Below are 25,042 nucleotides of genomic sequence, written 5' to 3' on the forward strand. Positions count from 1 at the left end.
CACGGGGTCACGCAATGGAGATCCCGATGTCCGTGCAGGTTGCTCCCGATGTGTTGTTGACGATGGCGCGCCAGGCGCGCGAACAGGCGTATGCGCCCTACTCCCGCTTCCTGGTGGGGGCCGCCCTGGTGACCCGCGATGGTCGCCACTTCAGTGGCTGTAACGTGGAAAACGCCTCCTATGGGCTGTGCAACTGCGCCGAACGCACCGCGCTGTTCACCGCCGTGGCGGCGGGTTGCAAGCCAGGCGATTTCGAGGCCCTGGCGGTGATCGGCGATACGCAGGGCCCGATCAGTCCCTGCGGTGCCTGCCGCCAGGTGATGGCCGAGCTATGCCGCGAGGACATGCCCGTATGGCTGGGCAATCTCAACGGCGTCGTGCAGGAAACCACGGTGGGCGCGCTGTTGCCGGGGTCCTTCCGGCTCGCCGTGAACGCCTGACGCCAGCACAGGCCCCGTGCCTCGCGCAGCCCGGAGTACGGGCTGCCGGACGTCGCCCGCATTCGCCTATGAACCCGCGGCGGATTAGCATGCACGTTTGCCTTGCCAGATCCTGCCATGTCCAATCCCCTTTCCCTGCTGCTGCAACGCCACTCGGCCCCGTCCCGCCAGCTTGGCGAACCGGCACCGGCAGGCGCCACGCTGCATGCGCTGCTTGAAGCGGCGATCCGCGTGCCGGATCACGGCAAACTGCAACCGTTCCGCCTGATCCTGCTGCAAGGCGCCGCCAAGCTGACCTTCGGCGAGCGACTGGCGGCGCTGTCGCTGCGCCTGCATCCGGACCTGCCCGAATCCAAGCGCGAGAAGGAGCGCACGCGCTACGCCTTCGCACCGCTGGTGGTGGCCGTGGTTGCCCGCATCGATGCGGACAGCCAGGTGCCGGTGATCGAGCAGCAGCTCAGTGCCGGCTGCGTCGCCTACAACCTGCTGCTCGGCGCCGAGGCGCTGGGTTACGGCGCGCAATGGCTTACCGGCTGGGCGGCCTACAACCGCGAAGCAGCCGCCATCCTGGGACTGGCCGACAACGAGCAGGTGATCGGCTTCGTCCACATCGGCACATCCCAGATCGACGTCCCGGATCGTGACCGCCCCGCCCTTGCCGACGTGCTCAGCACATGGACGCCGTGAACCGCCCCGCCGCCCACCTGATCGACGGCAGCCTGTACGTGTTCCGTGCCTGGCATTCGATGCCCGACGAGTTCCACGATGCGGACGGCCATCCGGTCAACGCCGTGCATGGCTTCACCCGCTTCCTGTGCGAATTGCTGGAGCGGGTGAACCCCGGGCATCTGGCGGTGGCTTTCGATGCCTCGCTGACCACCTCGTTCCGCAACGCCATCTATCCCGCCTACAAAGCCAACCGCGAACTGCCGCCGCCGGACCTGGAGCGCCAGTTCGTGCTGTGCCGCGAGGTGACGCAAGCGCTCGGCGTGCCGGTGCTGATCGACCACACCTACGAGGCCGACGACCTGATCGGCAGCGCGCTGTGGAGCCTGCGCGGACATGGTTTCCGCAGCGTGATCGTGTCGGCCGACAAGGACTTCGGCCAGTTGCTCGGCGAACACGACGAACAGTGGGACTACGCGCGCGGCATGCGTTGGGGACCGGCCGGCGTGCATGAGCGGCTGGGCGTGCATCCGCACCAGGTGGCCGATTACCTCGCCCTGTGCGGCGACGCGGTGGACAACATCCCCGGCGTGCCCGGCATCGGCGCCAAGACCGCTGCAGTACTGCTGGCGCACTTCGGCAGCCTCGATGCGTTGCTCGACCGGGTGGACGAGGTGCCGTTCCTGCGCCTGCGCGGCGCCGCCAGTTGCGCGGTGAAACTGCGCGAACATGCGCAAGCTGCACGGATGTATAGACGGCTGACACGCATTGCGCTGGATGCCCCGGTGGCCGCGGAAGCCGATGCGCTGCGACGCACGCCAGGCGAGATGGAAGCCATCGAGGCGTTATGCGAACGCCTGCGCTTCGGGCCGCTGACGCGCAATCGATTGAAAGCCCTGATCGGCTGAGGCATCGCGCCCGCATTGCCCACGGATGGCACCCGCAGCCCGGAGCAGGTCCACCTGCGGCGATGAATATCTACGGGGATGGCGGCAAGAGGTTGTAGCTGCCACATGGGCGCGGCAACATGCGGGCACCTTACCGCCCGCATGCGATGCCGATGAATCATCCAGACAGCCGTATCCCCGCCGACGCCAGCGCCCCGGTGGAAACCCTTTATGTCGGCAAGTGGCTCAGCCTGCGCAAGCGCGGCCGTTGGGAGTTTGCCGAGCGCAACAATCCCGGCGGGGCGGTGATCATCCTGGCAGTGACCCCGGAGGACAAGGTGCTGTTCGTCGAGCAATACCGGGTGTCGATCCTGAAGAACACCATCGAGATGCCGGCAGGGCTGGTGGGCGACCTGCACGCCCATGCCGACGAGGATCCGCTGCTGGCCGCCGGCCGCGAGCTGGAGGAGGAAACCGGCTACCGCTGCCAGCGGCTGGAATTCGTGCATGAGGGGCCATCCTCATCCGGCATGAGCACCGAGATGATCACCTTCGTACGTGCCTGGGGCCTGGAGAAGGTCGGCCCGGGCGGCGGCGACGAAACCGAGAACATCGTGGTGCACGAAGTGCCACGCAAGGAGGCGGGCCACTGGTTGTTCGCACGCGCGGCCGAGGGCTATTCGATCGACCCGAAACTGTTTGCGGGCCTGTGGTTCATCGAGCACACCGGGATCGACCTGCCTGGCTGAACGCAAAGCGGAGGCGTCACTAAAGAATCTGCCGGACCCGCCGATGTTTGTCATGTCGTTTCCCTTTCCGACCTGACCCCATCGACGGATACCGCTATGAAGACCCTGATCGCCTCTGCCCTGCTCCTGTTTGCCCCGCTGGCCGCGCACGCCGCCTGCGCCCCTACCGACTTCGCCGTGCAGGACTTCAAGATGAAGGTCGTCGGCAGCGGCATGGGGGCCCGCCTGAGCCTCAGCGGCCAGCTGGTGAACCATTGCGCCGAGCCCGCCGCCGCGCAGATCTCGATCGACGCCAAGGACGGGTCCGGCAAGGTGCTGCAGTCCAAGAAGGGCTGGCCGGCAGGCACCACCAATATCGGTCCTGGCCAGTCGGTGGACTTCGACCTTGGCCGTCTGTTCCGCTTCGACCCCGAGATGCAGTCCTACACCGTCGGCGTGGCCGACGTGCGTACCTGGTAATGCCCTTTTGAACTTGGCTTTGCTTGAGGCCCCGCAAGGGGCCTCTTTTTTTATCCCCTGGCCTTCCCTTGCGCTCATTTTTGTGACGCAGCTCAAGTTTCGCGCACCTGGCCGATACACTGTCGACCAATAACGCCGACCTCGCTCCATGGTGGCCCCCTGCCTTCGGGCAGGGCCATGGAACGGCGGCACAAGAGAGCGCCATGTACCTGGACATACCGACCCTGGCCTTCATCAGCCTTCTGATGGGCATCGGGGCCTCGATCGGTTTTACCTCGCTGATGACCGTGCTGCACAACCAGATGGTGTTGCGCACATGGGTGGCCGCCCTGTGGATAGGCACGGCGGGCATGCTGCTGATCGGTTTGCGCCACCGGATTCCAGACCTCGGTTCGGTCGTGATCGGCAACGGCCTGGTGGTGCTATCCAATGTCATCGTGATGAAAGGCATCGCCAGGCACCTTGGCCAACCGCTGCGCTGGCGATGGCCGATCGGCTTCGTGCTCATCTACACGGGCTTCAGCGCCTGGCTCACCTTCGTCACGCCCGACCTGCACATGCGCATCGTGCTGGGCAGCCTGCAGGCAGTGATCTTCTACCTGGCCAATGCCTACCTGCTGCTTCGTTACGCCGAGTCCGAAATTCGCACCAGCTGCCGCATCGCCGGTGCGATCATGCTGGTCAACGCCGTCTTTTTCTTCGGTCGCCTGTTCATGCCGCTGGCGCCGGGCGCCGGCCAGGACCTGATGAAAGCCGGCTCTCCCATCGCCGCCACCTACGTGCTGGGCATCCTGACCGGCCTGGCAACCTACTTTGCGCTGTTGCAACTGGTCACCGAGCGATTGATGGTGGACCTGGGCCGCGCCGCGCGTACCGATGGCCTAACTGGCCTGCTCAATCGCAGCGCCATCGTCGCCGAAGGACGTGCCTCGCTCGCCCGCTGCATGCAGCGAGGCCAGCCATTCGCCCTGCTGATCTTCGATCTCGATCATTTCAAGCAGATCAATGACACCTGGGGACACGATGCCGGCGACGCCGTGCTTCGGCATGTCACCGCCATCGTGCGCGAGCTGACGCGCGCATCCGGCTGCCTGGCCAGCCGCTACGGCGGCGAGGAGTTCGTGCTGGCGTTGCCGGAAACCACACTTGTCCAGGCCATGGACCTCGCCGAAAAGCTGCGCCATACCCTGGCCCACTCCCACGCCCGCATCGACAACCAGTCCATTCCCGTCACCGCCAGCATCGGCGTGGCCGCGGCGCGGCCCGGTGTGCGCTTCGAGCAGCTGGTGCGCCAGGCGGATGAGGCGATGTATCGGACCAAGTTTGACGGGCGTAATGGGGTCAGCTCGGCGGACATCGACGATCTGCCCTTCGCCCAAGCAGGCGACTTGCGTTGCTGACGCCAGTTTCAGAATTGCCCTACACAAACGTAAGTTCTTGACCCCATTGAGCGGCGAATTCTCGGATATGCTGCCCTCGCTTCCGGGGGGAAGCATTCAAAGCACAGGGGATCCAAGGATATGCATGACGAGACCATGGCCTCGGGCGTGTACCTGCCCGAAATGGATGCTGCACCTGCCCGCTACGCCAGCAGGGCACGCCACCTGGAATTTGCCGGCAACGCCAAAGACTATTTCCGCATCTGGATCGTCAACGTCGCGCTGAGCCTGGTCACGCTGGGTATCTATTCGGCCTGGGCCACCGTACGTACGCGACGCTACATGTATTCGAGCACCACGCTCGCGGACACACCGTTTGAATACCTGGCGCGGCCGTTGCCGATTCTGAAGGGGCGCCTGCTGACGGCTTTCATTTTCGCGCTCTACGCGCTGGCCGGGCATATCTCCAAACCGCTGCAATTGGGCGCCGCGTTGTTGGTAGGCGCATTCATGCCCTGGATGATCGTCAAGAGCCTGATGTTTCGCGCCCGCTATTCGTCGTGGCGCGGCCTGCGCTTCTACTTCACCAACGACTACGGCGGGGCCTACCAGTGGTATCTGCTGGTCTACCTGCTGCTGGGCATTCCGATGATCCTGGTGGTCGTGCTCGCGGCAGGCGGGCATCCGACGATGGGCCTGCTGATCGCCTTCGCCGCCTTCACCGGCATCTACCCCTGGATCAAGGGCAACCAACAGCAGTGGATGATCGAGCATCACCATTTCGGCGGGAAATCGTTTCGCTTCAAGGGCAACATCGGCAACTACTACGGCGTGTACCTCAAGGCCGTTGCGGTATCGCTGGCGTGGTTCGTGCCAACCGCGCTGCTGCTTGGGCTGATCATCGCCGGCATTGCGAAAGGGCATGCGCAACCGTTCAACCCCAAGACGCCGCCACTGACCTTCGTCGCCATCGTCTATGCCTGCATGGCTCCCACGTACCTGGGGGTTTGGACCTACGCGCAGGTGCGCATGACCAATATGCTCTACAACCAGGCGCGGCTAGGTTTGTACAGCTTCAGCTCAACCCTCGCGTACTGGCCGATGCTTGGCCTGTACCTCACCAACGCACTGGCCATCGTGTGCTCCATCGGTCTGGCCATACCGTGGGCACGCATCCGCCTGGCGCGCTATCGCGCCGCTCATCTGGCCATCGTCGGTGACGGCGATCTCAGCGATTTTGTCCGCGACGCCTTCGCCCATGGCGAGGTCGGTGCCACGGGAACCGAGATGGACAGCTTGCTGGGTATCGACATCGGCCTGTGACGGCAATGATTCCGGCGGTCTATTTCGACGGATGTTCCAGTCGCGCCACGCCGGTTTCCCTGTGGCGCGAGGAGGGCACGCTGCGCTGGCGCACGCCGGAGCGCAGCCACGAATGGAGTGCACCATTGGATTCGGTCGAGCCCAGTGCACGGGTCGCCGGCGTGCCGTTCGTACTGCGCCTGGCGGACGGTGGCCACCTGCAGGTCGATCATGATCTGCTGCCTGCGGACTGGTTTCCGCGCCACCATCGCCTGGAACAGCTGGTGGACTGGCTGGAGCGCCGCTGGATCGCCGCGCTGGTAGGCGTAGTCGTGGTGGTGGCGTCGTTGCTTGGGCTATTCGAGTATGGACTGCCGTGGGCGGCCGACCGCATTGCCGCCCATATGCCGCAGGCGCTGGAGACCTCGATGGGCAAGCAATCGCTGGCGGCACTGGAAGGCCGGATATTGCTACCTACAAGGCTCGGCCCAGACCGTCAGTCGCATCTGCAGTCGGTGTTTTGGCACTTCGTCAACGGCGTGCCGGGCTTGCCTGCGGTGCGGCTACGTTTTTATCTCGCCCCCGCCATTGGCGCCAACGCCTTTGCCCTGCCCGACGGCACCATCGTATTCACCGACGCGCTGGCCCGCGCGGTACCGGATGACCAGGCCTTCATCGCCGTCATCGCGCACGAGCTTGGCCATCAGGCGGGCCACCACATGATGCGGCAGGTACTGCGCAGTTCCGGCGTGTTTATCGTTGCCGGCATGCTGATGGGTGATGTCACCTCGCTGGGTGGCATGTCGGCGAGTATTCCGGTGTTTCTGGTCGACAGCCACTACACGCGCCGCTTCGAGCAAGACGCCGACGACTTCGCCTTTCGCGCGCTGGCAAGCCAGGGCATCGATCCAGTGGCCTTCGTGCATGCGATGCAGGCGCTGGAGAAGGCGCACCCAGAGCTACAGGGAGCCAAGGGGCTGCGTTATATATCCAGCCATCCCTTGGACGAGGAACGCATCGCCAGGGCCAATGCGGCGTCACGGGCATTTCGGGCGGCGCAAGGGGGATCAGGGGTTGCTGGTGCGGGGGATGCAGGGGCAACGCAGGAATGATGAGTAGGGTCGGCGTTGTGGCCAGGGTGCCGCCTACGCGGCGGGCGGCAGCCTGGCGATCACGCCACAACCAAGCACCCAATGCACTCAGACAAGCAGCACGAATCAGTGCAACACGAACAACTTGTCGAACCCCGCCACTCGCAACGTGCCCCGCAGGCTGCTGCCCGCATTCACGATGCGGATCTCGGCGCGGTCCGCCCCTGCATGCTCGCGCAACAGCATCAGCATGCCCAGCGCGGAGCTGTCCATGCTGGACACCTCGCCCAGGTCGATCACATAGCTGCGCGCGGCGCGACCACCCAGGCAGGCATCGTGGAAATCGCGGTGGACGCTGAAGTCGAAGCGCTCGCCCAGTTGCAGGGTGACGCAGTCTTGTTCGGGGTCGTGGTGGACGGTCAGGCTCATGGTCGATTCCTCAGAACAGTTCGATCTCGCCGGCATCCATCGAGTTCTGCAATGCCGGGCCACGGGAGCGCAGGCGTGCCTTCTCGCGCTGGATGGCCAGGCGGCTGCGCACGCGTTCGGCCCGCTGGGCCAGCAGGTCGGCGTCGATCGGGTTGCAGGCGAGCTCCTCGATGTCGCGGGTGCACTCGGTGGTGATTTCCTGCAGCTCCACCAGGCGCACGCGCGTCTGGTTGATCAGCTGGCTCAGGATGTCCTCGAACTGCAGCGAACGGATGGTGGTGGAAACGTCGGTGCCCAGGCCGCGGTTGATCTCGACCACCTGGTCGGCCACCGCGCTGGTGCGTGCATCGCTTTCGGTGACGTGCGCCATCATGGCGTCGATGCCGCCCTTGGCGGACAGCGCCACGTTGAGATCCTGCGAGGCCATGGTGCCGACCAGTCCGCGCAGCTGTTCCATCGCGGTGCGGGCGCGCTCGACGTGGCTGCCGATCTGCTCGTTGAACTGGTTGGAATGGCTGGCCAGGTTGCGGATCTCGCCCGCCACTACCGCGAAGCCACGACCCGATTCGCCCGCACGTGCCGCTTCAATGGCGGCATTGAGCGCCAGCAGGTTGGTTTCCTCGGCGATGGTGTTGACGTTCTTGAGCAGGCCGAACACCGCGTCCATTTCCTTGGCCATGCCGTCGATGCGGTAGACGATGCGCAGGCTCTCGCGCGACATCTGCACCACCATGCCGACGAAGTGTTCCAGCAGATCGCCGGTGCGCGCAGCGAAATCCTGCACGGAGACGCCTTCGTTCTGCGCATCGATGATCTGGCGCAGCAGCGACTGCTGCATGCCGGTCTTGCGCGAGAGGCCGTCGAAGCCGCCGCCCAGCTCGGACACCGCGTCGCGCAGCAGGTCCAGCGCCTGGTGCAGCTCGCGCGTGGCGTGGCCAAGCTCGTCGACCAGCGAGCTGCGCACTTCTTCCAGCGCCTCGCGCACGGGGGCGTGATGCTCCAGCGAGGCGGCGATCACCGGCTCCTCGATCGGTGCGGCGCGGCGCAGCTCGACGATCCACGCGCCCGCCAGCAGCACGATCAGCACGGGCGCCAGCCAAGCCGAGGGCCATAGCAGGGTCAGCAGCAGGGCGATGGCGCTGGCACCCAACCCGATGACCGGGCGCACGCGCAGGAAAGAGAGAATGGCATCCATGGGCTTATCCGCAGATCAGGGCGCCGCGACGGCGGCGCGTGGAATGGGTTGATGGGCCAGCGCGAGCAGGCGCGCGGCAATGTGGTCGAGCGGCAATTTCTCGCTGGCGGCGCCGAGCTTCCAGGCGGCCCCGGGCATGCCCCAGACCACGGAAGACTCCTCGTCCTGCACCAGCGTGCGCGCGCCGCCCTGCTGCAACTCCAGCAGGCCGCGCGCGCCGTCGTCGCCCATGCCGGTAAGCAGCGCAGCTACCGCCGCCTTGCCCACGCTGGCCGCCATGGAGCGGAACAGCACGTCCACGCTCGGCTTGTGACGATTCACCGGCGGGCCGTTGTGCAGGCGGCACACGTATTTGGCGCCGTCCCACATCACCAGCAGGTGCTGGCTGCCCGGCGCGATATAGGCATGGCCCTGCTGGATCGGCTGGCCGTCGCGCGCCTCGCACACGCGCATGGCCGAACAGGCGTCCATGCGTGCGGCGAACGGGCCACTGAAGGCTGCCGGAATATGCTGGGTGATGACGATCGGCGGCGCATCGGGCGGCATCGCCTCCAGCACCACGCGAATGGCTTCGGTGCCGCCGGTGGAAGCGCCGATGGCGATGATCGGGCTGCCGCCGCGCGTGCCGGCGCTCTGCGCGCGCGGCAGCACCGCATCGGCGGTCAGGCGCGGCGGCACGTCGAGCTTGCGCACGGCGGTGCGCTGGCGGGGCCGAGCCAGCGCCGCCAGCTTCACCTTGGCGCAGATTTCCTGTGCACCCTCGGCAAACGTGCTGGCTAGGTCGTTGCTCGGCTTGGTGAAGAAATCCACCGCGCCCAGTTCCAGCGCGCGCAAGGTCACCTCCGCGCCTTCCTGGGTCAGCGAAGACACCATCACCACCGGCATCGGGCGCAGGCGCATGAGGTTCTCGAGGAAGGTAATGCCGTCCATGCGCGGCATTTCCACATCGAGCGTGAGCACATCCGGATTGAGCTGCTTGATCTTGTCGCGGGCAATCAGCGGGTCCGCCGCCGTACCCACCACTTCGATGCCCGGATCGCACGAAAGCATGGTCGACAGCAGCTTCCGCACGAGTGCGGAATCATCGACCACCAGGACACGTACTCTTTCCATCGCCTTTAAGTCTCGCCTTCGTCGTGCGGTGTGGACGGGTCGCAACCCACGCCCGCTGGCCCGTGTCGGCGCCGGATACTGCCCATGTGAGGCTGTTGCTGCGCGAGTGCGCTAGAACAGCTCCACCTCTCCCTTTATCGGATCGTTTGCCAATCGCTTGAGATACAGCCGCTCGCCGTCGACCAGCACGCCATCGGTGCGGCCACGCAGCTGGCGCACGCGCGCCTTGCCGGTGCTGGGGAAAAACTGCACATGGCGCGGATGCACGTCGCCAAGATCGGCGGCGCGCACTTCCAGCCGCTCCGCTTCCAGGTAGCGCTTGACGAAGGCGATGTTGCGCTGGCCGATGTCGGTCATCGTGGCCAGCACGCGACCGCCGCCGAACACCTTCACTTGCAGGTTCGCGCGCTGGCCACCGGCCTTGAGGATGGCGTTGATGAGCTGTTCCATCGCGTCGTTGCCGTAGCGTGCCGCGCGACCGACGGTATCGGCCCAGGCGCCACGCTCGCCGATGGGCTCGGGCAACATGAAATGGTTCATGCCGCCGATGCCGCGCTGCGTGTCATAGATGCAGGCCGACACGCAGGAGCCGAGCACGGTGGAGATCATCTCCTCCTGCCGGCTCACATAGAACTCGCCGGGCAACACCTTCACCGTGACGCAGGCATGCGCGGGGTCCCAGAAGCGGCGCAGGTGCTCGAAGCCGGGCAGCACGCGCGCCGGATCGTAGCTTGCACCGCTGGGAAGATTGACGGCGGGGACGCTCATGCACTGCGCTTCCGGTAGACCGTGCGTCCCATCAGGTCAAAGCTGTCATTGAGTCCATACATGGACTCGGAATGGCCAAGAAACAGGTAACCGCCCTCCGGCAGCAGGCCGGCATAGCGCTGGAACAGGCGCTGCTTGGTGGGCTTGTCGAAATAGATGACCACGTTACGGCAGAAAATCGCGTCGAACGGACCCTGCATCGGCCAGTCGTGCAGCAGGTTCAGCGGCAGGATGCTGACCAGCTCGCGCAGGCGCGGATGCACGCAGGCGTACTGGTCGTACTCGCCTTCGCCACGCAGGAACCAGCGGCGGCGACGCTCGGTACTCACGCCTTCGAGACGCTCGATGGGATACACGCCCTTGCGCGCCGTTTCCAATGCCTGCGGCGAAAGATCGGTGGCCAGGATCTTGGCGTCGACGTTGCCGCCGTGCTTCTCCAGCGCCTCGGCCAGCACGATGGCCAGCGTGTACGGCTCTTCGCCGGTGGCGCAGCCGGCCGACCAGATGCGCAGGCGGCCGCCGTGCTTCTTCTCGGCCAACCAGCGCGGCAGCAATTCGTTGGTCAGCAGGTCGAAGTGATGCGACTCACGGAAGAACGCCGTGACGTTGGTGCTGATGGCGCTGGCCAGCTCGCCGAGTTCAGCGTGCGGATCGCGCCGCAACAGCTCGCAATAACCCTGGAAATCGCGCAGCTTCAGCGCACGCAGGCGACGCAGCAACCGGCCCTGCACCAGCTGGCGCTTGTGCTCGCCCAGTGAAATGCCACAGTGCTCGTAGACAAAGGCGCGCAGGAAACTGAACTCGCTGTCACCCAGCGTCGGACCATTCATGCCCGCCACAGCGGTGTTGCCATCGAGGGTGGCGGGCATGGTCATGCTCAGAACTCCTTCCAGCTACCGGCATCGGCCGCTTCGGCCGAGCGCGGCTGATGGGCCGCGGCAGGCGAATTGCGCACCGCGGCGAACACGGCCTCGGCCTCGGCCATCACGGTTTTCGTACGGACCTTCTCCGTCGCCGGCTCACCCGACAGCTCGCCCAGCTGGAAGAAGCTGACCTGGCGGGCCAGTTCGCCGGCCTGTTCGTGCATGGCGCGGGCGGCGGCGGCGGCCTCTTCCACCAGCGCGGCGTTCTGCTGGGTCATCTCGTCCATCTGCAGCACGGCGTGGTTGACCTGGTCGATACCGGCCGACTGCTCCTGGCTGGCCGCGGCGATCTCGGCCACGATGTCGGTGACCTTCTTCACGCTGTCCACGATCTCGGCCAGTGCCTTGCCCGACTGGTCCACCAGCGACGAACCCACGCGTACCTTCTCCGCGCTGTCGTTGATGAGGCCCTTGATCTCCTTGGCCGCGCCGGCACTGCGCTGCGCCAGGTTGCGCACTTCGGTGGCCACCACCGCAAAGCCGCGACCCTGCTCGCCGGCACGGGCGGCTTCCACCGCGGCGTTGAGCGCCAGCAGGTTGGTCTGGAAGGCGATCTCGTCGATCAGGCTGACGATGTCGGAGATCTTGCGGCTGGACTCGTTGATCTCGCGCATCGCCGTGCTGGCCTGCGCAGCCACTTCGCCGCCGTGTTCCGCCTGACGGCGCGTGGCGCTGGCAAGCTGGTTGGCATGGCTGGCGTTCTCGGCGTTCTGCTTGACGGTGGAGGTCATTTCCTCCATCGACGAGGCGGTTTCTTCCAGGCTCGAGGCCTGTTCCTGCGTGCGCTGGCTCAGGTCGTCGTTGCCGCGGGCGATCTGCTGCGCGGCGGAGCTGACCGAGCCGGAACCATGGCGCACTTCGCCCACGATGCTGCTCAGGCGCTCGTCCATGGTGCGCAGGGCATCGAGCAATTCGCCCAGCTCGTCCTTGCGGTGCGTGGTGATGCGATGGCCCAGCCGGCCCGAGGCGATGGCATGCGCCACCGAGACGGCACGGCTCAGGGTGTTGAGGATGGAGCGCATCAGCAGCACGGCCATGATGCCGGCAATCAGCAGGCCAGCGAACAGCGCCACCAGGCTGATCGTGCGCACCAGGTGATAGCGCGCGACCTGGGCGTCGAAGATTTCCTTGGCGTCGGCGCGCTGCGCGTCCACCAGTTTCGCGAGCGAGTCCTGGCGCTGCATCAGCAGCGGGCGCACCTGCATTTCGAGCAGATCATTGGAACCGGTGTCGCCCTGCTTGAGCGCGTCGACCAATGAACTGTTGGCGTCGGCGTAGTCGGCATCGGTGGAATGCCAGTCGCTGAAGTGCTTCTTGACGCCATCGCTCATCGGGATGGCGGCGAGCTGCTTGTTGAGCGCACCCAACTCCGCCTGCAGCTTGTCGTACTCGGCCAGCTTGGCCTTGACCTGATCCGGCTTGCTCACCAGCGAGGCGGACTCACCCAGCAGAATGAACGACATCAGCTGGTGTGCGGTGATCTGGGAGACGAGCTGGGTAGGCACGATCTCTTCGTCATAGATCTTGCCCATGCCGTCGTTCTGTTGCTGCATGGAGCCCAGGCCGATGATCGCGCCGCCGATCAGCATCAGGCCCAGCAGGCCAAATACCACGCGCAGGCGGTTGCGGACGGAGAGTTCGGGGACTTTCAGTGTGAACTTCTTCATTGATTCCACTTCCTGCTAAATCGTTCAGGCCACGGCTTTCACATCGGAGACCGCGGGCAGCGCAGCCTCCAGCATTTGCGCATCCTGCGGCTGCAGGAGCTTGTCCACGTCCAGCAGCAGCACCATGCGCTCGCCGGCGGAAGTCAGTCCCTTGAGGTATTCGGTATCCACCGCGGTGCCCATGTCAGGCACGGGGCGGATCGCGTCGGTGGTGACGTCGAGCACGTCCGACACGGCGTCCACCACTACGCCGAAGTTGCGCCCCGCCACCGTCACGATCACCGTGACCGTGGTGGCGTTGTATTCCTCGCGCGCCAGGCCGAAGCGCAGGCGCATGTCGATCACCGGCACGATGGCGCCACGCAGGTTGAGTACGCCCAGCACGTAGTGCGGCGCCTGCGGAATACGCGTGACCGGGGTCCAGCCACGAATCTCGCGTACCGCCAGGATGTCGATGCCGTATTCCTCATGGGCGAGGTTGACGGTGAGGTACTGCGACTGGAGCGCCTCGCTCCGGATGTTGTCGGACATGGTTTGCCTCGTCGGTGGGACCCACGTGCTGGGTCCCCTTTCGGAATCTGGATCGGCTGGAAAAGGGGAAACTTGAGTCGCGAAAAGCCTATGGAGCCGTACCGCCGGAGCGCCTCGATCGCCCCCTCCGCCGTTAGAACTCGCTCCAGCCGCCCGCCGCGACCGCGACGGGCGGCCGCAGGGCCGGCGCCTTCGCCATGGCGGGCGCGGCGCGGGCCGTGCGAACGGGCGCAGAGGCTTGTTCCTGCAGGCGGAAGTAACGGACCTGCCGCTGCAGCTCGTCGGCCTGCTCCTGCATGGCGCGGGCGGCGGCGGCGGCCTCTTCCACCAGCGCGGCGTTCTGCTGGGTCACTTCGTCCATCTGCATCACCGCCCGGTTGACCTGGTCGATGCCGGAGGACTGCTCCTGGCTGGCCGCGGCGATCTCGGCCACGATATCGGTCACCCGCTTCACGCTGCCGACGATGCCCTCCAGCACCTGGCTGGATTCCGCCACCAGTGCCGAGCCGGCCTGCACCTTGTCGACGGTGTCGCCGATCAGCGCCTTGATCTGCTTGGCGGCGCCAGCGCTGCGCTGGGCCAGGCTGCGCACTTCGCCCGCCACCACCGCGAAGCCGCGGCCTTGTTCGCCGGCACGCGCCGCTTCCACCGCCGCGTTGAGCGCCAGCAGGTTGGTCTGGAAAGCGATTTCATCGATCAGGTGCACGATCTCGGTGATCTGGCGGCTGGCCGCCTCGATCTCGCGCATGGCGCCGCTGGTGCGCATGGCCACTTCGCCGCCGCGTTCGGCCTGGACCCGCGTGCTGCGCGCGAGTTGGTCGGCGTGACCGGCGTGATCGGCACTCTGGCGAACGATGGAGGTCATTTCCTCCATCGACGCGGCGGTTTCCTCCAGGCTGGAGGCTTGCTCCTGGGTGCGATGCGACAGGTCGTCGTTGCCGCGGGAGATCTGCTGCGCGGCCGAAGACACCGCCTGGGAACCCTGCTGTACCTCGCGAACGATCTCCACCAGCTTGCTGCGCATGCGCTGCAATGCGTCGAGCATGCTGCCGGGCGCGAACGTGGCGGACGCATCCTTGCCACCCAAATCGCCATCGGCGATGCGCGCCGCCATGGCCAGCGCATAGGCCGGCTCGCCGCCGATACTCTGGCGGATGCTGTGCATCGACTGCCATACCACGCCGATCACCAGCACGCCCACCAGCAGCGCGCGCAACAGGCTGCCTTCCAGCATCGTGCGGAACTGCGCATCGATATCGACGAAGTACGCGCCGGCGCCCACGTGCAGGTCCCAGGGCTTGTACCAGGCGGTGTAGGTGATCTTGTGCTCGTTGTCCTTGGAGCCCGGCATCGGCCAGATGTATTCGGTGGCACCATGGCCGTCCTTGCGGTCGGACGCCATCATCTGCTGGTAGAAGTGCTTGCCGGTGACGTCCGCGTCGTTCTCGATGTTGGTGCCGACACGCTTGGGCATGATCGGGTGCATGCGCATGACGTAGTTGGAGTCGAACACGAACACATAACCGTTGCCGTCGTTCCAGCGCAGCGCGGACAGTTCCTTCAAGGCGCGCTTCAGCGCCTCCTCGTCGCTGAACTCGCCCGCCGCGGCGCGCGCGTGGTAACTGTCCAGCAAGGCCGTGGCCGTGCTCACCTCGTCACCCAATGCGCGCGTACGTGCCTCCATCTGCAGGCGGCGGCTGTCCATCGCGGAAATGACGGTAAGCGCCACCAACCCGGCCACCACGAAGGCGATGACCAGCCATACCTTGGCCGAGAGACCGAGGCGATCGATACATGTCAGTGGGGACTTCATGAGAGGAGGACCTTCAGAATGAAAGAGGGCGGGGGTGCGATGGCCCGGATTCATTCCCTGCACTGCTCGACACCGGCCCGCAGGCCAGCGACCGCGGCTTCCTGTCGCGGCTGATGGTGATGCTGTTGGGCATGCGGCGCCCCGTTGCCTCGCCGCTGCCGGGGCCTGGATCAGGCTGCCTTGCGCCGGCCCTGCAGGCGCACGAGGCCCGCTATATCCACGATCAGCGCCACCGAACCGTCGGCCAGGATGGTGGCGCCCGACACGCCCTGCACGCGGCGGTAGTTGGCCTCCAGCGATTTCACCACCGCCTGCTGCTGGCCGATCAGGCCATCGACGAACAGGCCCACGCGGCTGCCGTCGCCTTCCACCACCACCATCAGGCCCTGCTCGATGGCGTGCACCGCATGGGCACAGCCGAACGCTTCGTGCAGGCGGACCACCGGCAGGTATTCGTTGCGGAAACGGAACAGCTCGCCGCCGCCGGCCACGCTGCGTACGGCATCGGCCTTGAGCTGCACCGATTCGACGATGGACACCAGCGGCACGATATAGCGCTCGTCGCCCACCGCGGCGGTGAGGCCGTCGATGATCGCCAGCGTCAGCGGCAAGGTGATGGTGAACACGCTGCCCTTGCCCTGCGTGCTGCGGATGGTGACCGTGCCGCCCAGGTCGGCCACGTTGCGGCGGACCACGTCCATGCCCACGCCGCGGCCGGAAAGATCGGTGGTGACGGCCGCCGTCGAAAAGCCCGGCTGGAAGATCAGCTCGGCCACGGCGTCGTCGCTCATGCCCTCACCGTTGGCAATCAGGCCGCGCTGCACCGCCTTGGCCACGATGGCATCGCGATTGAGGCCGGCGCCATCGTCGGACACTTCCACCACGATGTTGCCGCCACGGTGCGAGGCCTCCAGTTTCAGCGTACCGATGTCGCCCTTGCCGGCGGCGCGGCGCTTGTCCGGCGTTTCCAGGCCATGGTCGATGGCGTTGCGCACCAGATGCACCATCGGGTCGCCGATTTTCTCCAGCACCGTCTTGTCCAGCTCGGTCTGCTCGCCGACCAGTTCCAGCTTCACCTGCTTGCCGAGCTTCTGGCTGATATCGCGCACCATGCGCGGGAAGCGGTTGAACACCGAGGCGATGGGCAGCATGCGGATGCCCATGACGCTTTCCTGCAACTCGCGCGTATGGCGGGCCAGCTGCGCCAGGCCCTGTTCGAGCACGGCCAGCCGCGCGGCATCGATATCGCCTTCGCGGAAGGTGTCGAGCATGGACTGGGTAATCACCAGCTCGCCCACCAGGTTGATCAGTCCGTCGATCTTGTCGATCGACACGCGCACCGAGCTGGATTCGGCACTGCTATCGCGCTGCGTGCGCGCCGCCCCGGCATCGGCGACGGCGGCGACCGGCGCCGTCACGGCCGGCGCGGGCGCGGGTGCCGCCGCGGCCACCACGTGCCTGGCCTCGATGACCAGGTCGCACTCGTCCTCGACCCAGTCGAACACGGCGGCGATATCCGCCCGCTTCGCCGGCCCCTTCAGTTCGATGGTCCAGCCGAGATGGCATTCGGAAGGTTCCAGCGCCGCCAGCGTGGCCGGCAGCCGGTCGAACTCGGGCGTGACGCTCAGCTCGCCCAGCCCGGCCAGTTCACGGATCAGGCGCAGCGGCTCGTTGCCGCCGGCCAGCATGCCCGGATGGGGACGGAAGCGAACCGTCCAGGCGTCGGCATGGTCCTCGGACCGGCGCGCCTGCAGGTCATTGGCGGCGACGCCGCGGCCCATCGCCAGGGCCAGCTCGTTGCGCAGCCCTTCCGCCACCGCGTCATTGAGCGGCTCGCCGGCCTGGGCCCGCGCAAACATGCCGCGCAGGCAGTCCACCGTGCGCAGCAGCAGTTCGATGATGGCGCCGTCGATGGCGCGCTTGCCGCTGCGCACCTCGTCCAGCAGCGACTCCGCCTCGTGGGTGAACGAGGACATCTCCGGAAACCCGAAGGTGGCCGCGCCGCCCTTGATCGAGTGCGCCGCGCGGAAAATGGTATGCACCAGCTCCGCGTCACCGCCGTCATCCAGCGCAAGCAGCGACGATTCCATCGTATCGAGTCCTTCCAGACTCTCCTCGATGAATACCTGTTGGAACTGCGCCAGACCGGCCTTGCTCATGGGAATCTCTACTCTTCGGGATAGCTTCGCGGTGCCTCACCACCCGTCATCCCTGCGAAAGCAGGGATCCAGCGTCTTTCGTGCGGCGACAAAGGCACTGGATTCCCGCTTCCGCGGGAATGACGGGCAAGAACATCAGCCGAGCACGCGCTTGACGGTGGCCAGCAACTGCTCGGGATCGAACGGCTTCACCAGCCAGCCGGTGGCGCCGGCTGCCTTGCCTTCCATCTTTTTGTCGGTATGCGATTCGGTGGTCAGCATCAGGATCGGCACGCCCTTGTATTCGGGCAGCGTGCGCAATTCGCGCACCATGCTGATGCCGTCCATCACCGGCATGTTGACGTCGGCCAGCACCAGGTCGTAACGACCGCCGCGCGCCGCGTCGAGCGCCAGCTGGCCGTTCTCGGCTTCGCTCACGTCATGACCGGCGCCACGCAGGGTGAAGGCCACCATGCCGCGCATCGAAGCCGAATCGTCCACCGCAAGAATCTTTGCCATCTTCCACCTCAGTTTCAGGCCGGCATGGTTGCCGGCAATTCCAAAGCCTGTGCCAGGCCGAGTACCCCGGCCGCATCGCGTATCGCCGTGCTCACACCCAGCCACGCCGGCAGCTGGCCGCGCGCCGCCGCTTCGCGACGGAACGCCACCAGCAGCTGCAGCGCCGCGGTATCCACGCGCTCCACGGCGCCGCCGTCGAGCTGCACGGCCGGCGCGTCGAAGGCGTCGATCAGCTCGGACTTGACGGCGGCCAGCTCGGCCAGACGAAAATCGGCAGGCAGCGCCACTACGCGCGCCTCACTCTTGCGTTGTGCCGTCTTGCTGCCCATTGCGTCCGTCCTCACTGCGCCCCGCGAGCGTCTTCGGGATGGTTATCGGCCAGCCCCACGCTGGCTTTAGGGCTCCCCACTCCGCCAAAGCTGTGATGAAACCGGCAAAAAGATCCTCAAGTTCCGTGCGCGGCCGCCGATGTCCAAGGCACGGAGAGGCGCGCGCACGACTCCTCGCCGCAAGGAGCCATGCTTGATCATTCAACCCACCAGCCTCGCTGCCCTGGCCTGGGCCGGCGCTGCCTCAGGCAGTGCGGCGGAGAGCTGGCGCATCGGCACCGTGCTTGCCGCGCGTCCGTTGGGGATCAACCAGGACGGCCTGATGGTGCTGCAGATCGGCGCGCTCACGGTGGAAGCCGAGGCGCCCCGCAGCCAGCTGCCGTCGCAATTTCAGGTGCGCGTGCTCAGCCTGGGCGCCGAGCCGTTGCTCGAAGTGATCGGCGCGAGCATGCCCGAGCCCGCCATGCAGGTGGCGCTGCGCGAGCGCCTGCCGCAGCAGAACGGCTATGGCCCGCTGCTGGCCACGCTCGACGCGCTGGCCCAACGCCCGGCCCTGCGCCAGCTGCCGGCCTACCTGCGTCCCGCGCTCGCCTTGCTGGAACATGGCGTGCGCACGCCCGCCGAGATCACCCGCGGCGAAGGGCTGGAGGAAGCGATCAACCGCAGCGGCCTGTTCCTCGAATCGCAACTGGCGCAGGCCCAGGTCGACATGGCCGTGCTGAGCCAGGAAGACTGGAAAGGCGCGCTGCTGCGCCTGGCCAGCCTGCTCGACGACTACCTGCCCGCGCGCCGTGCGCCATCGGGCGATAGCGAAACACCGCCGCCGCTGCAGCAGCGCGGCCTGCAGGCACAGCCCCGGGTGCAGTTGCCGCCGGAACTGCTCAACGACGATATCGACAGCTTGCTCGGCCGCCTGCACGGCGAAGTGCACGCCGCGCTGGCCCGCGTGGAGGTGGCGCAGCTGGAAGCCACCACCGTGCCGGCGTGGATGATCGAGATCCCGCTGCAGGGCGAGAACGGACGCGACATCCTGCAACTTCAGTTGCAGCACAACGGCGGGGCCGAAGGCGGCTCGGCGTGGACGCTGGGCTTCGCGCTGGATCTGCCGGCGCTGGGCCCGATCCACGGCGAACTGCAACTGCGCGACCTGCGCCTGGCGGTTCGACTGTGGGCCGAGCGTGCCGACACCGTGCGGCGACTGGAGCAACAATTCTCCACTTTGCGAAACCAGCTTTCCGCCAGCGGCCTGATCCTCGACCAGCTGAGCTGCCAGCAGGGCCTGCCGCAATCGGCCAGCCCGCATAGCGCCATCCTGCTGAAGACGATGGCATGAGCACGCCACTGCCCCCCGCCCGCCGCCGCGTCACCCTGCGCCTGTCCGGTGGCCCCGCCGACGCGGCGCCGCCGGCCAGCCTGCCGCCCGAATCGCTGGAAACCCTGCTGGCACGTGCGCGTGCCCTGGGCATTCCACTGCATCACGACCCGCAGATGGCCGCCCTGCTCGCTTCGCTGCGCCTGCGCCAGGATGTGCCCGCGACACTGTATGCGGCGGCAGCGGCGGTACTGGCCAGCATCTACGATGCGGCGGAAGACCAGCCATAAGCCTCGCAACCCCATCCGCCACCCGTAAATGGCGGTAAAGACGGCCGCGACCGCGACGCGTTGGGTACGATCCTTGCTTGGCCGTCCGAAAGAACTTCCCCGCTAGATGAATGCTCGCAGGGAGTATGCTTGCCCGCTTGAAGCGTCGACAGGGGACGCGGCTCCACCGCAACACACAACCGCCCAGTGGTATGAGGACTTTCCTGCAAGGGAATGCATCACCTCGTGCGGGAGTGCGGTTCGCCATGGCACAGGTTTCCCCGGGGCCCGCGCTCCGGTACCGCGCCTTCATCAGCTACAGCCACCAGGACAAAGCCTGGGCCGACTGGCTGCACAAGGCGCTGGAAACCTATCGCCTCCCTTCGCGCCTGGTGGGCACGCGGACGGCTGCCGGCACGGTGCCGCGGCGTCTCGCGCCGATCTTCCGCGATCGTGATGAACTGGCCAGCGCCACCGACCTGGGACGCAAGGTCAACGAAGCGCTGGAGCAATCGGCAAACCTGATCGTGATCTGCTCGCCGCACTCGGCCGCCTCGCGCTGGGTCAACGAGGAAGTCCGGGCATTCAAACGGCTGGGACGCAGCGAGCGCGTGTTCTGCCTGGTCGTCGATGGCGAACCCAATGCCAGCGGGTTGCCTGGCCGCGAAGCCGAGGAATGCTTCGTCCCGGCATTACGCTATCGACCCGGTGCCGACCACGCATTGAGCGACCAAGCCACCGAACCCATCGCCGCCGACGCCCGGCCAGGCAAGGACGGCAAGACCAACGCGAAATTGAAACTGATCGCCGGCATGCTGGACCTTGCCTACGACAAGCTCAAGCAGCGCGAGCAACAACGACGCCAGCGGCGGATGGCGGCGATTACCGCCCTGGCCGTGCTGGTCACGGCCATCACCACCACGCTCGCCGTGATGGCCTTGCGCGCCCAGCGCATCGCCGAATACGAACGCAGCCAGGCCGAAGACCTGATCGGCTTCATGCTGGGCCATCTGCATACCAAGCTGGAAGCCGCCAACCGGCTGGATATTCTCGATGACGTCGCCGGCAAGGCGATGGACTATTTCAGCGCGCTGGACGAGTCGGAGGTCACCGACGACTCGCTCGCGCAACGCGCCAAGGCGCTGCAGCTGATCGGCCGCGTGCGCGAAGAGCAAGGGAAACTGGACGACGCCACGCACGCCTTCAACGATGCAAGTCAATTGATGAAACCCTTGGTGGCCCGCCAGCCACACAACGCCGCATGGCAGATCGCGCTCGCCGACAGCTACTCGTGGCTGGGCATGGTCGCCTGGGATCGCGGCGACATGCCATCGGCGCTCGGCCGGTTCCGCCTGGCCGCGCCGCTGGTCGAAGACGTCGTGCAGCGGCATCCGGAGAATCTGGACTGGTTCAAGCATCTGGGCTGGCTGCACAACAACCTTGGCCACGTGCTCGAAGCGGACGCGCAACTACCGGCGGCGCGCCAGGAGTACAAGGTCGTACTGGGCATCTACCGGACGCTGGTGCGACGCGAACCCACCGACCGGCGCTATCGCTCGGAGCTTGGGCATGCCTATGGCAACCTGGCCGGCATCACCTATGCGCTGGGCGCGCTGACCGACGCACAAGACTACGCATCAAGGGCACTGGCGATTTGGCAGTCGCTGGCGCAACAGGACCCGACCGACATGTCGGTGCAAATGTACCTGGCCCGCGCCACCGCCATGCAGGGCAAGGTCTTGCAGGCCCGCGGCGATGCCGCTGCAGCCACCGCCGCGTTCGATGCCGCCCTCGGCATCGGCAAGCATTTGCTCGCGGTCAATCCGACCAGCACGGAAAGCATCAGCGACATCGCCAGCTACAGCCGCTCGCTGGCTCACCAGCGCCGACTCGACGGCGATCCTTCGCACGCGGAACAACTACTGCGCGAGGCCACCGCGTACTACACCCAGCTCGCGACCAGGGAGCCCGATGAACCGGCCTGGCAGACCAACCTGGCGGCCACCGATATCGAGTCCGCACATCTTTCATGGCAAGCCGGCGACCTCGCCGCAGCCACGCGCGGCGCCGACGCCGCGCAGTCGCTGCTCGTCAGCGTGCTGAAGAAACACGCCGACTATGCGCGCGCGCTGCCACTGCTGGCGGAAAGCCGTGTCCTGCTTGGGCAACTGCAGGCCGCCAGCGGCGACCTGTCGGCGGCGGCGCAAAGCTGGGGCGCCGCGCTGCAGGCGCTCCAATCCGGCACGGGATCGTCCCTGGATCCGCAGCCGGCCCTGCTGGAACCCCACGCGGAAGCACTGTGCCTGCTTGGCCGGACTGCCGAAGGCGAGCCCGTTGCGGCCACTCTCGCCGGACTCGGTGACCGCGATGCGCAATATCTGCGGACCATCGCCGCCACCCCATGCCACGCATCGCCCGCCACCGCCCCAAGCCCAACGTCCACGCCATCGAACTGACGCTGTCCCGAACGCGCCCATCCCGGACGCGCCTGCAACCACCGCGAGGAGAACACCATGGTCGGCGACACCACCCTGTCCATCACCGTTACCGTCAGCGGCAGCCCCGGCAATTATTCGGTTTCGGTATCGCCCAACAAATTGAATGTGGATAGCGACGGCACCTTCGACATCGTATGGCAAGCCGGTAGCGGCGTCGCCTTTACTTTCGATGCCACCACGCCCATCGCGTTCACCGGCAACCACACGCCGCTGACCACGCCGACCTACGACTCAAGCAACAACACCGCCACCTGCACCGATACGGTGAGTGCCGATGGAACCTATCCCTATGTCATCAATCTCTGGGTGGGTGGCGTGAAGATCACTTGGCCGTCTGTCACGCATGTTGGCAATGGAGACCCTGAAATTCATAACCATCCCGATTGAGGGACATATCGTCATTCCTGCGCAAGCAGGGATGACGAACTAAGAAAGCGCCTCGCGCTGATCCAGCCCTCGCAAGAATGACAAGCCAAGCGATCTCGCTTTCGAGCCTCCCGAAGCCTCAAGCCGCCTCACTCTCCAACGGCAATCGACACAACCGCCGCACATCCAGCAACGCCACAAACCCGCCCTGCCACGGCGGTACACACCATGCACCGGATCATCATCGCGTGGCACACCACCCGGCAGCGGCATGGCCCGTGAGCGGCGCTTCGAGATACGCCTCCCAACGCCAGCCGGTCGCGATGCCGGCGTCATGGCTGCCGTCCGCGGCCACATGCACCAGCGGCTCGGCCGGCAACGTGTCGCCCGTGTAGAACAGGCGCGGTACGTCACTGCGCGGCTCGCCCTGACTCGACTGATCGCCGACGGCGCGATACCAACCGCCTTCGGTGACCTTGCTGCCCACGGTCAATGCGGGCAAGGTGGCCTCACGTTGGCGTCGCGCCGCTTCCAGCCTGGACAGGTCGGCGTCGTTGGTGGGGTAGTTGCACTCGAAGCGGTTGCCGCTGGTTGGGCGAAACCACATTTGCACCGAGCCCTTGAGGCTGGCCGGGGCTAGCACATGCAGGGAATTCACCGAGCCACGTGTGGTGTAATTGCCCGCTGGGAACGGTTTCTCGGCATAGCTCAGAAACATCACATCGCGGTGTTGTCCGGCAGGTACGATCAAGCGCCCATCGGGGAAGCTTTGCCCCGGCGCCAGTGACGTGCCGCCTAACCTGGGTAGACCAAACTCGTGCCCCGTATCGCCATCGGCTCCTACCGCTACATAAGTAGCCCCCTCGCCCATCGGGTTGCGAATGCCCTCCCATTGCTCAGGGCTTTCCAACACAAGGTCCTCCTTGCCGCTATTGATCAACCGCAAGGTAACCTTGAGCTTGTCGCCTGCGGGCGCCACATAAGTCTCCGCTTCCAGCCACACCTGGCGGCTGCCTTGGGCACTCATGCCTTCGCGGTAATAGGACAACAGCAAGTTACCAAACAGGTAGGTCAGCATCTTCGCATCGCGGCCGCCCACAATGGGGTCCGCACTGGCACTCTTGATTTCACCGGAGGCGCAGCGGGCACTGCCCCAGCCCATCGAATTACCGGGGTTCATGCCACCAAAGTCGGTCCCCTCGCAAATCACCTTGCGCGCCTGATCCCAACGGGGATCGGGCGCCGTTAGCGGCCCCTCCAGCACCCCCGCACCGGTGCCTTGCCCCAATGGGGTGGCTTTTTCGATGTCGGGCACGCCGCCCCGGTAGATCACCCGAAAACGTCCATCAGCGACGCTGACGCCGTGCTTGTAGTCGCCCCAGTCGCCGCTCAGTGCCACGGCGTCAACGGCTTGATGGTCGGGGCTGGCATGGGTCGTGGTGGTGGTTCCTAAAAAGCTGATAAATCCAACGAGGGCGAGATATTGCAGGCGGCGCACCTGTCGCAGCGGGCGGGTCATGGCTACTGCATCCTTTCTAACGCAAGCACGGCCCGTCGATCCCGACGGGCACAGATAGGCTGGACGCTAGTGGCGGTGCGAATACCCGTCTATCAGACAGCCCCCTAAAATGCGTACGCACCGTCCTTCATCAGGTGCGTGCCCTGAGAGCCTGTTCACCATCTCCCCGTAGCCCGCGTTGAGCCGCGGTGAGTCAGCCCGTTTCGCTTTCCAGCGGCAGGCGGCACAACCGCCGCACATCCAGCAACGCCACAAACCCGCCCTGCCACGGCAACACACCATGCACCGGATCATCATCGCGCGGCGCACCACCCGGCAGCGGCGGCGCCACCTCCGTCGTTTCCGGCGAGATCAGATCGCCCACCGCATCCACCCGCAGGCCCACCAGCTGGCTGCCATAAGCGAGCATCACCACGCGCACTTCGGCGTCGTCAGCCTCGAACGCGTCGGACAGGCCAAGCCGGCGGCGGCCATCGAGCACCGGCACGATGCGGCCACGCAGATGACGGATGCCAAGCAGGTCGGATGCGGCACCGGGTACCGGCGTCAGCTCGCCATCACGGATGACTTCGCTCACCTGGGCCAATGGCGTGGCATACAGCTGCCCGCCGAGACGAAACGAAAGCCAGCGACCTTCGGTGGCGGGGGTGGTGGTATCGGTCAAGACATCGACTCCCCGG

Annotated in this window: 25 protein-coding genes; 12 read left to right on the plus strand and 13 right to left on the minus strand. The window is 66.1% G+C overall.

Annotation, left to right across the window (positions count from 1 at the left end; genetic code table 11):
* Nucleotides 1–14 precede the first annotated feature (14 nt).
* The 8 genes from cdd to MJ606_RS01290 all read left to right on the plus strand — a co-directional run bounded on the left by cdd (nucleotide 15) and on the right by MJ606_RS01290 (nucleotide 6,994).
* A complete protein-coding gene (gene cdd / locus MJ606_RS01255; protein WP_343214784.1) occupies nucleotides 15–440 on the plus strand; it encodes a cytidine deaminase in 426 nt (141 codons plus the stop codon).
* A gap of 117 nt (nucleotides 441–557) precedes the next feature.
* Complete coding sequence (locus tag MJ606_RS01260) at nucleotides 558–1,127, plus strand: nitroreductase (RefSeq protein WP_243047591.1); 570 nt, start codon at nucleotides 558–560, stop codon at nucleotides 1,125–1,127.
* Nucleotides 1,115–2,014, plus strand: a complete 900-nt coding sequence (locus tag MJ606_RS01265) for a 5'-3' exonuclease H3TH domain-containing protein (protein WP_243047593.1) — start codon at nucleotides 1,115–1,117, stop codon at nucleotides 2,012–2,014. The genes MJ606_RS01260 and MJ606_RS01265 overlap by 13 nt, the downstream gene beginning before the upstream one ends.
* 152 nt (nucleotides 2,015–2,166) lie before the next feature.
* Nucleotides 2,167–2,742: an NUDIX hydrolase gene (locus MJ606_RS01270; RefSeq protein WP_243047595.1), complete on the plus strand. Its 576-nt coding sequence runs from the start codon at nucleotides 2,167–2,169 to the stop codon at nucleotides 2,740–2,742.
* Between the two features lie 96 nt (nucleotides 2,743–2,838).
* A complete protein-coding gene (locus MJ606_RS01275) occupies nucleotides 2,839–3,201 on the plus strand; it encodes a hypothetical protein (protein ID WP_243047597.1) in 363 nt (120 codons plus the stop codon).
* A 203-nt stretch (nucleotides 3,202–3,404) separates the two neighbouring features.
* The gene (locus MJ606_RS01280; RefSeq protein ID WP_243047599.1) at nucleotides 3,405–4,601 is read left to right on the plus strand and encodes a GGDEF domain-containing protein; all 1,197 of its coding nucleotides are present in this window, start codon (nucleotides 3,405–3,407) and stop codon (nucleotides 4,599–4,601) included.
* A gap of 120 nt (nucleotides 4,602–4,721) precedes the next feature.
* Nucleotides 4,722–5,903 carry a YjgN family protein gene (locus tag MJ606_RS01285; protein ID WP_243047600.1) on the plus strand — a complete coding sequence of 394 codons (1,182 nt, stop codon included), beginning with the start codon at nucleotides 4,722–4,724 and terminating at the stop codon, nucleotides 5,901–5,903.
* A gap of 5 nt (nucleotides 5,904–5,908) precedes the next feature.
* Nucleotides 5,909–6,994: a M48 family metallopeptidase gene (locus MJ606_RS01290; RefSeq protein WP_243048554.1), complete on the plus strand. Its 1,086-nt coding sequence runs from the start codon at nucleotides 5,909–5,911 to the stop codon at nucleotides 6,992–6,994.
* A gap of 105 nt (nucleotides 6,995–7,099) precedes the next feature.
* Here MJ606_RS01290 and MJ606_RS01295 read toward each other — a convergent pair whose 3' ends face one another.
* The 11 genes from MJ606_RS01295 to MJ606_RS01345 all read right to left on the minus strand — a co-directional run bounded on the left by MJ606_RS01295 (nucleotide 7,100) and on the right by MJ606_RS01345 (nucleotide 18,398).
* Entirely contained in the window at nucleotides 7,100–7,402 is a 303-nt protein-coding gene (locus MJ606_RS01295; protein ID WP_243047602.1) for an STAS domain-containing protein, read from the minus strand.
* Nucleotides 7,403–7,412: 10 nt separating this feature from the next.
* On the minus strand, nucleotides 7,413–8,597 hold the full coding sequence (locus MJ606_RS01300; protein WP_243047604.1) for a methyl-accepting chemotaxis protein: 1,185 nt from the start codon (nucleotides 8,595–8,597) through the stop codon (nucleotides 7,413–7,415).
* A 15-nt stretch (nucleotides 8,598–8,612) separates the two neighbouring features.
* Nucleotides 8,613–9,710 (minus strand): chemotaxis response regulator protein-glutamate methylesterase, encoded by a 1,098-nt coding sequence (locus MJ606_RS01305; RefSeq protein WP_243047606.1) that lies wholly within the window; start codon nucleotides 9,708–9,710, stop codon nucleotides 8,613–8,615.
* Nucleotides 9,711–9,821: 111 nt separating this feature from the next.
* Nucleotides 9,822–10,478, minus strand: a complete 657-nt coding sequence (gene cheD / locus MJ606_RS01310; protein ID WP_243047608.1) for a chemoreceptor glutamine deamidase CheD — start codon at nucleotides 10,476–10,478, stop codon at nucleotides 9,822–9,824.
* Nucleotides 10,475–11,353, minus strand: coding sequence for a protein-glutamate O-methyltransferase (locus MJ606_RS01315; RefSeq protein ID WP_243047610.1), 879 nt, complete (start codon nucleotides 11,351–11,353; stop codon nucleotides 10,475–10,477). The genes cheD and MJ606_RS01315 overlap by 4 nt, the downstream gene beginning before the upstream one ends.
* Nucleotides 11,354–11,355: 2 nt before the next feature.
* Nucleotides 11,356–13,068: a methyl-accepting chemotaxis protein gene (locus MJ606_RS01320; RefSeq protein ID WP_243047612.1), complete on the minus strand. Its 1,713-nt coding sequence runs from the start codon at nucleotides 13,066–13,068 to the stop codon at nucleotides 11,356–11,358.
* 24 nt (nucleotides 13,069–13,092) lie between these two features.
* Nucleotides 13,093–13,599, minus strand: coding sequence for a chemotaxis protein CheW (locus tag MJ606_RS01325; protein WP_243047614.1), 507 nt, complete (start codon nucleotides 13,597–13,599; stop codon nucleotides 13,093–13,095).
* Nucleotides 13,600–13,732: 133 nt separating this feature from the next.
* Nucleotides 13,733–15,412 (minus strand): methyl-accepting chemotaxis protein, encoded by a 1,680-nt coding sequence (locus MJ606_RS01330; RefSeq protein WP_243047615.1) that lies wholly within the window; start codon nucleotides 15,410–15,412, stop codon nucleotides 13,733–13,735.
* A 170-nt stretch (nucleotides 15,413–15,582) separates the two neighbouring features.
* Nucleotides 15,583–17,571, minus strand: coding sequence for a chemotaxis protein CheA (locus tag MJ606_RS01335; protein WP_243047616.1), 1,989 nt, complete (start codon nucleotides 17,569–17,571; stop codon nucleotides 15,583–15,585).
* 135 nt (nucleotides 17,572–17,706) lie between these two features.
* Nucleotides 17,707–18,069, minus strand: a complete 363-nt coding sequence (locus MJ606_RS01340; protein WP_243047617.1) for a response regulator — start codon at nucleotides 18,067–18,069, stop codon at nucleotides 17,707–17,709.
* Between the two features lie 14 nt (nucleotides 18,070–18,083).
* Nucleotides 18,084–18,398: an STAS domain-containing protein gene (locus MJ606_RS01345; protein ID WP_243047618.1), complete on the minus strand. Its 315-nt coding sequence runs from the start codon at nucleotides 18,396–18,398 to the stop codon at nucleotides 18,084–18,086.
* A 193-nt stretch (nucleotides 18,399–18,591) separates the two neighbouring features.
* Here MJ606_RS01345 and MJ606_RS01350 point away from each other — a divergent pair, with 193 nt between their 5' ends.
* From MJ606_RS01350 to MJ606_RS01365, 4 genes are all read left to right on the plus strand, one after another.
* Nucleotides 18,592–19,731, plus strand: a complete 1,140-nt coding sequence (locus MJ606_RS01350) for a flagellar hook-length control protein FliK (RefSeq protein ID WP_243047619.1) — start codon at nucleotides 18,592–18,594, stop codon at nucleotides 19,729–19,731.
* A complete protein-coding gene (locus MJ606_RS01355; RefSeq protein ID WP_243047620.1) occupies nucleotides 19,728–20,000 on the plus strand; it encodes a flagellar biosynthesis protein in 273 nt (90 codons plus the stop codon). Before MJ606_RS01350 ends, MJ606_RS01355 begins: the two co-directional genes overlap by 4 nt.
* A gap of 245 nt (nucleotides 20,001–20,245) precedes the next feature.
* Nucleotides 20,246–22,435 carry a toll/interleukin-1 receptor domain-containing protein gene (locus MJ606_RS01360; protein WP_243047621.1) on the plus strand — a complete coding sequence of 730 codons (2,190 nt, stop codon included), beginning with the start codon at nucleotides 20,246–20,248 and terminating at the stop codon, nucleotides 22,433–22,435.
* 57 nt (nucleotides 22,436–22,492) lie between these two features.
* On the plus strand, nucleotides 22,493–22,864 hold the full coding sequence (locus tag MJ606_RS01365; protein WP_243047622.1) for a hypothetical protein: 372 nt from the start codon (nucleotides 22,493–22,495) through the stop codon (nucleotides 22,862–22,864).
* 220 nt (nucleotides 22,865–23,084) lie between these two features.
* On the opposite strand, the gene MJ606_RS01370 is transcribed toward MJ606_RS01365, so the two are convergent.
* Together MJ606_RS01370 and MJ606_RS01375 are read right to left on the minus strand one after the other, a co-directional pair.
* The gene (locus MJ606_RS01370; protein WP_243047623.1) at nucleotides 23,085–24,362 is read right to left on the minus strand and encodes a hypothetical protein; all 1,278 of its coding nucleotides are present in this window, start codon (nucleotides 24,360–24,362) and stop codon (nucleotides 23,085–23,087) included.
* Nucleotides 24,363–24,555: 193 nt separating this feature from the next.
* Nucleotides 24,556–25,026, minus strand: a complete 471-nt coding sequence (locus MJ606_RS01375) for a chemotaxis protein CheW (protein WP_243047624.1) — start codon at nucleotides 25,024–25,026, stop codon at nucleotides 24,556–24,558.
* Between the last annotated feature and the right edge of the window lie 16 nt (nucleotides 25,027–25,042).

The organism is Dyella sp. RRB7 (assembly GCF_022761115.1).
Lineage (GTDB): Bacteria > Pseudomonadota > Gammaproteobacteria > Xanthomonadales > Rhodanobacteraceae > Dyella.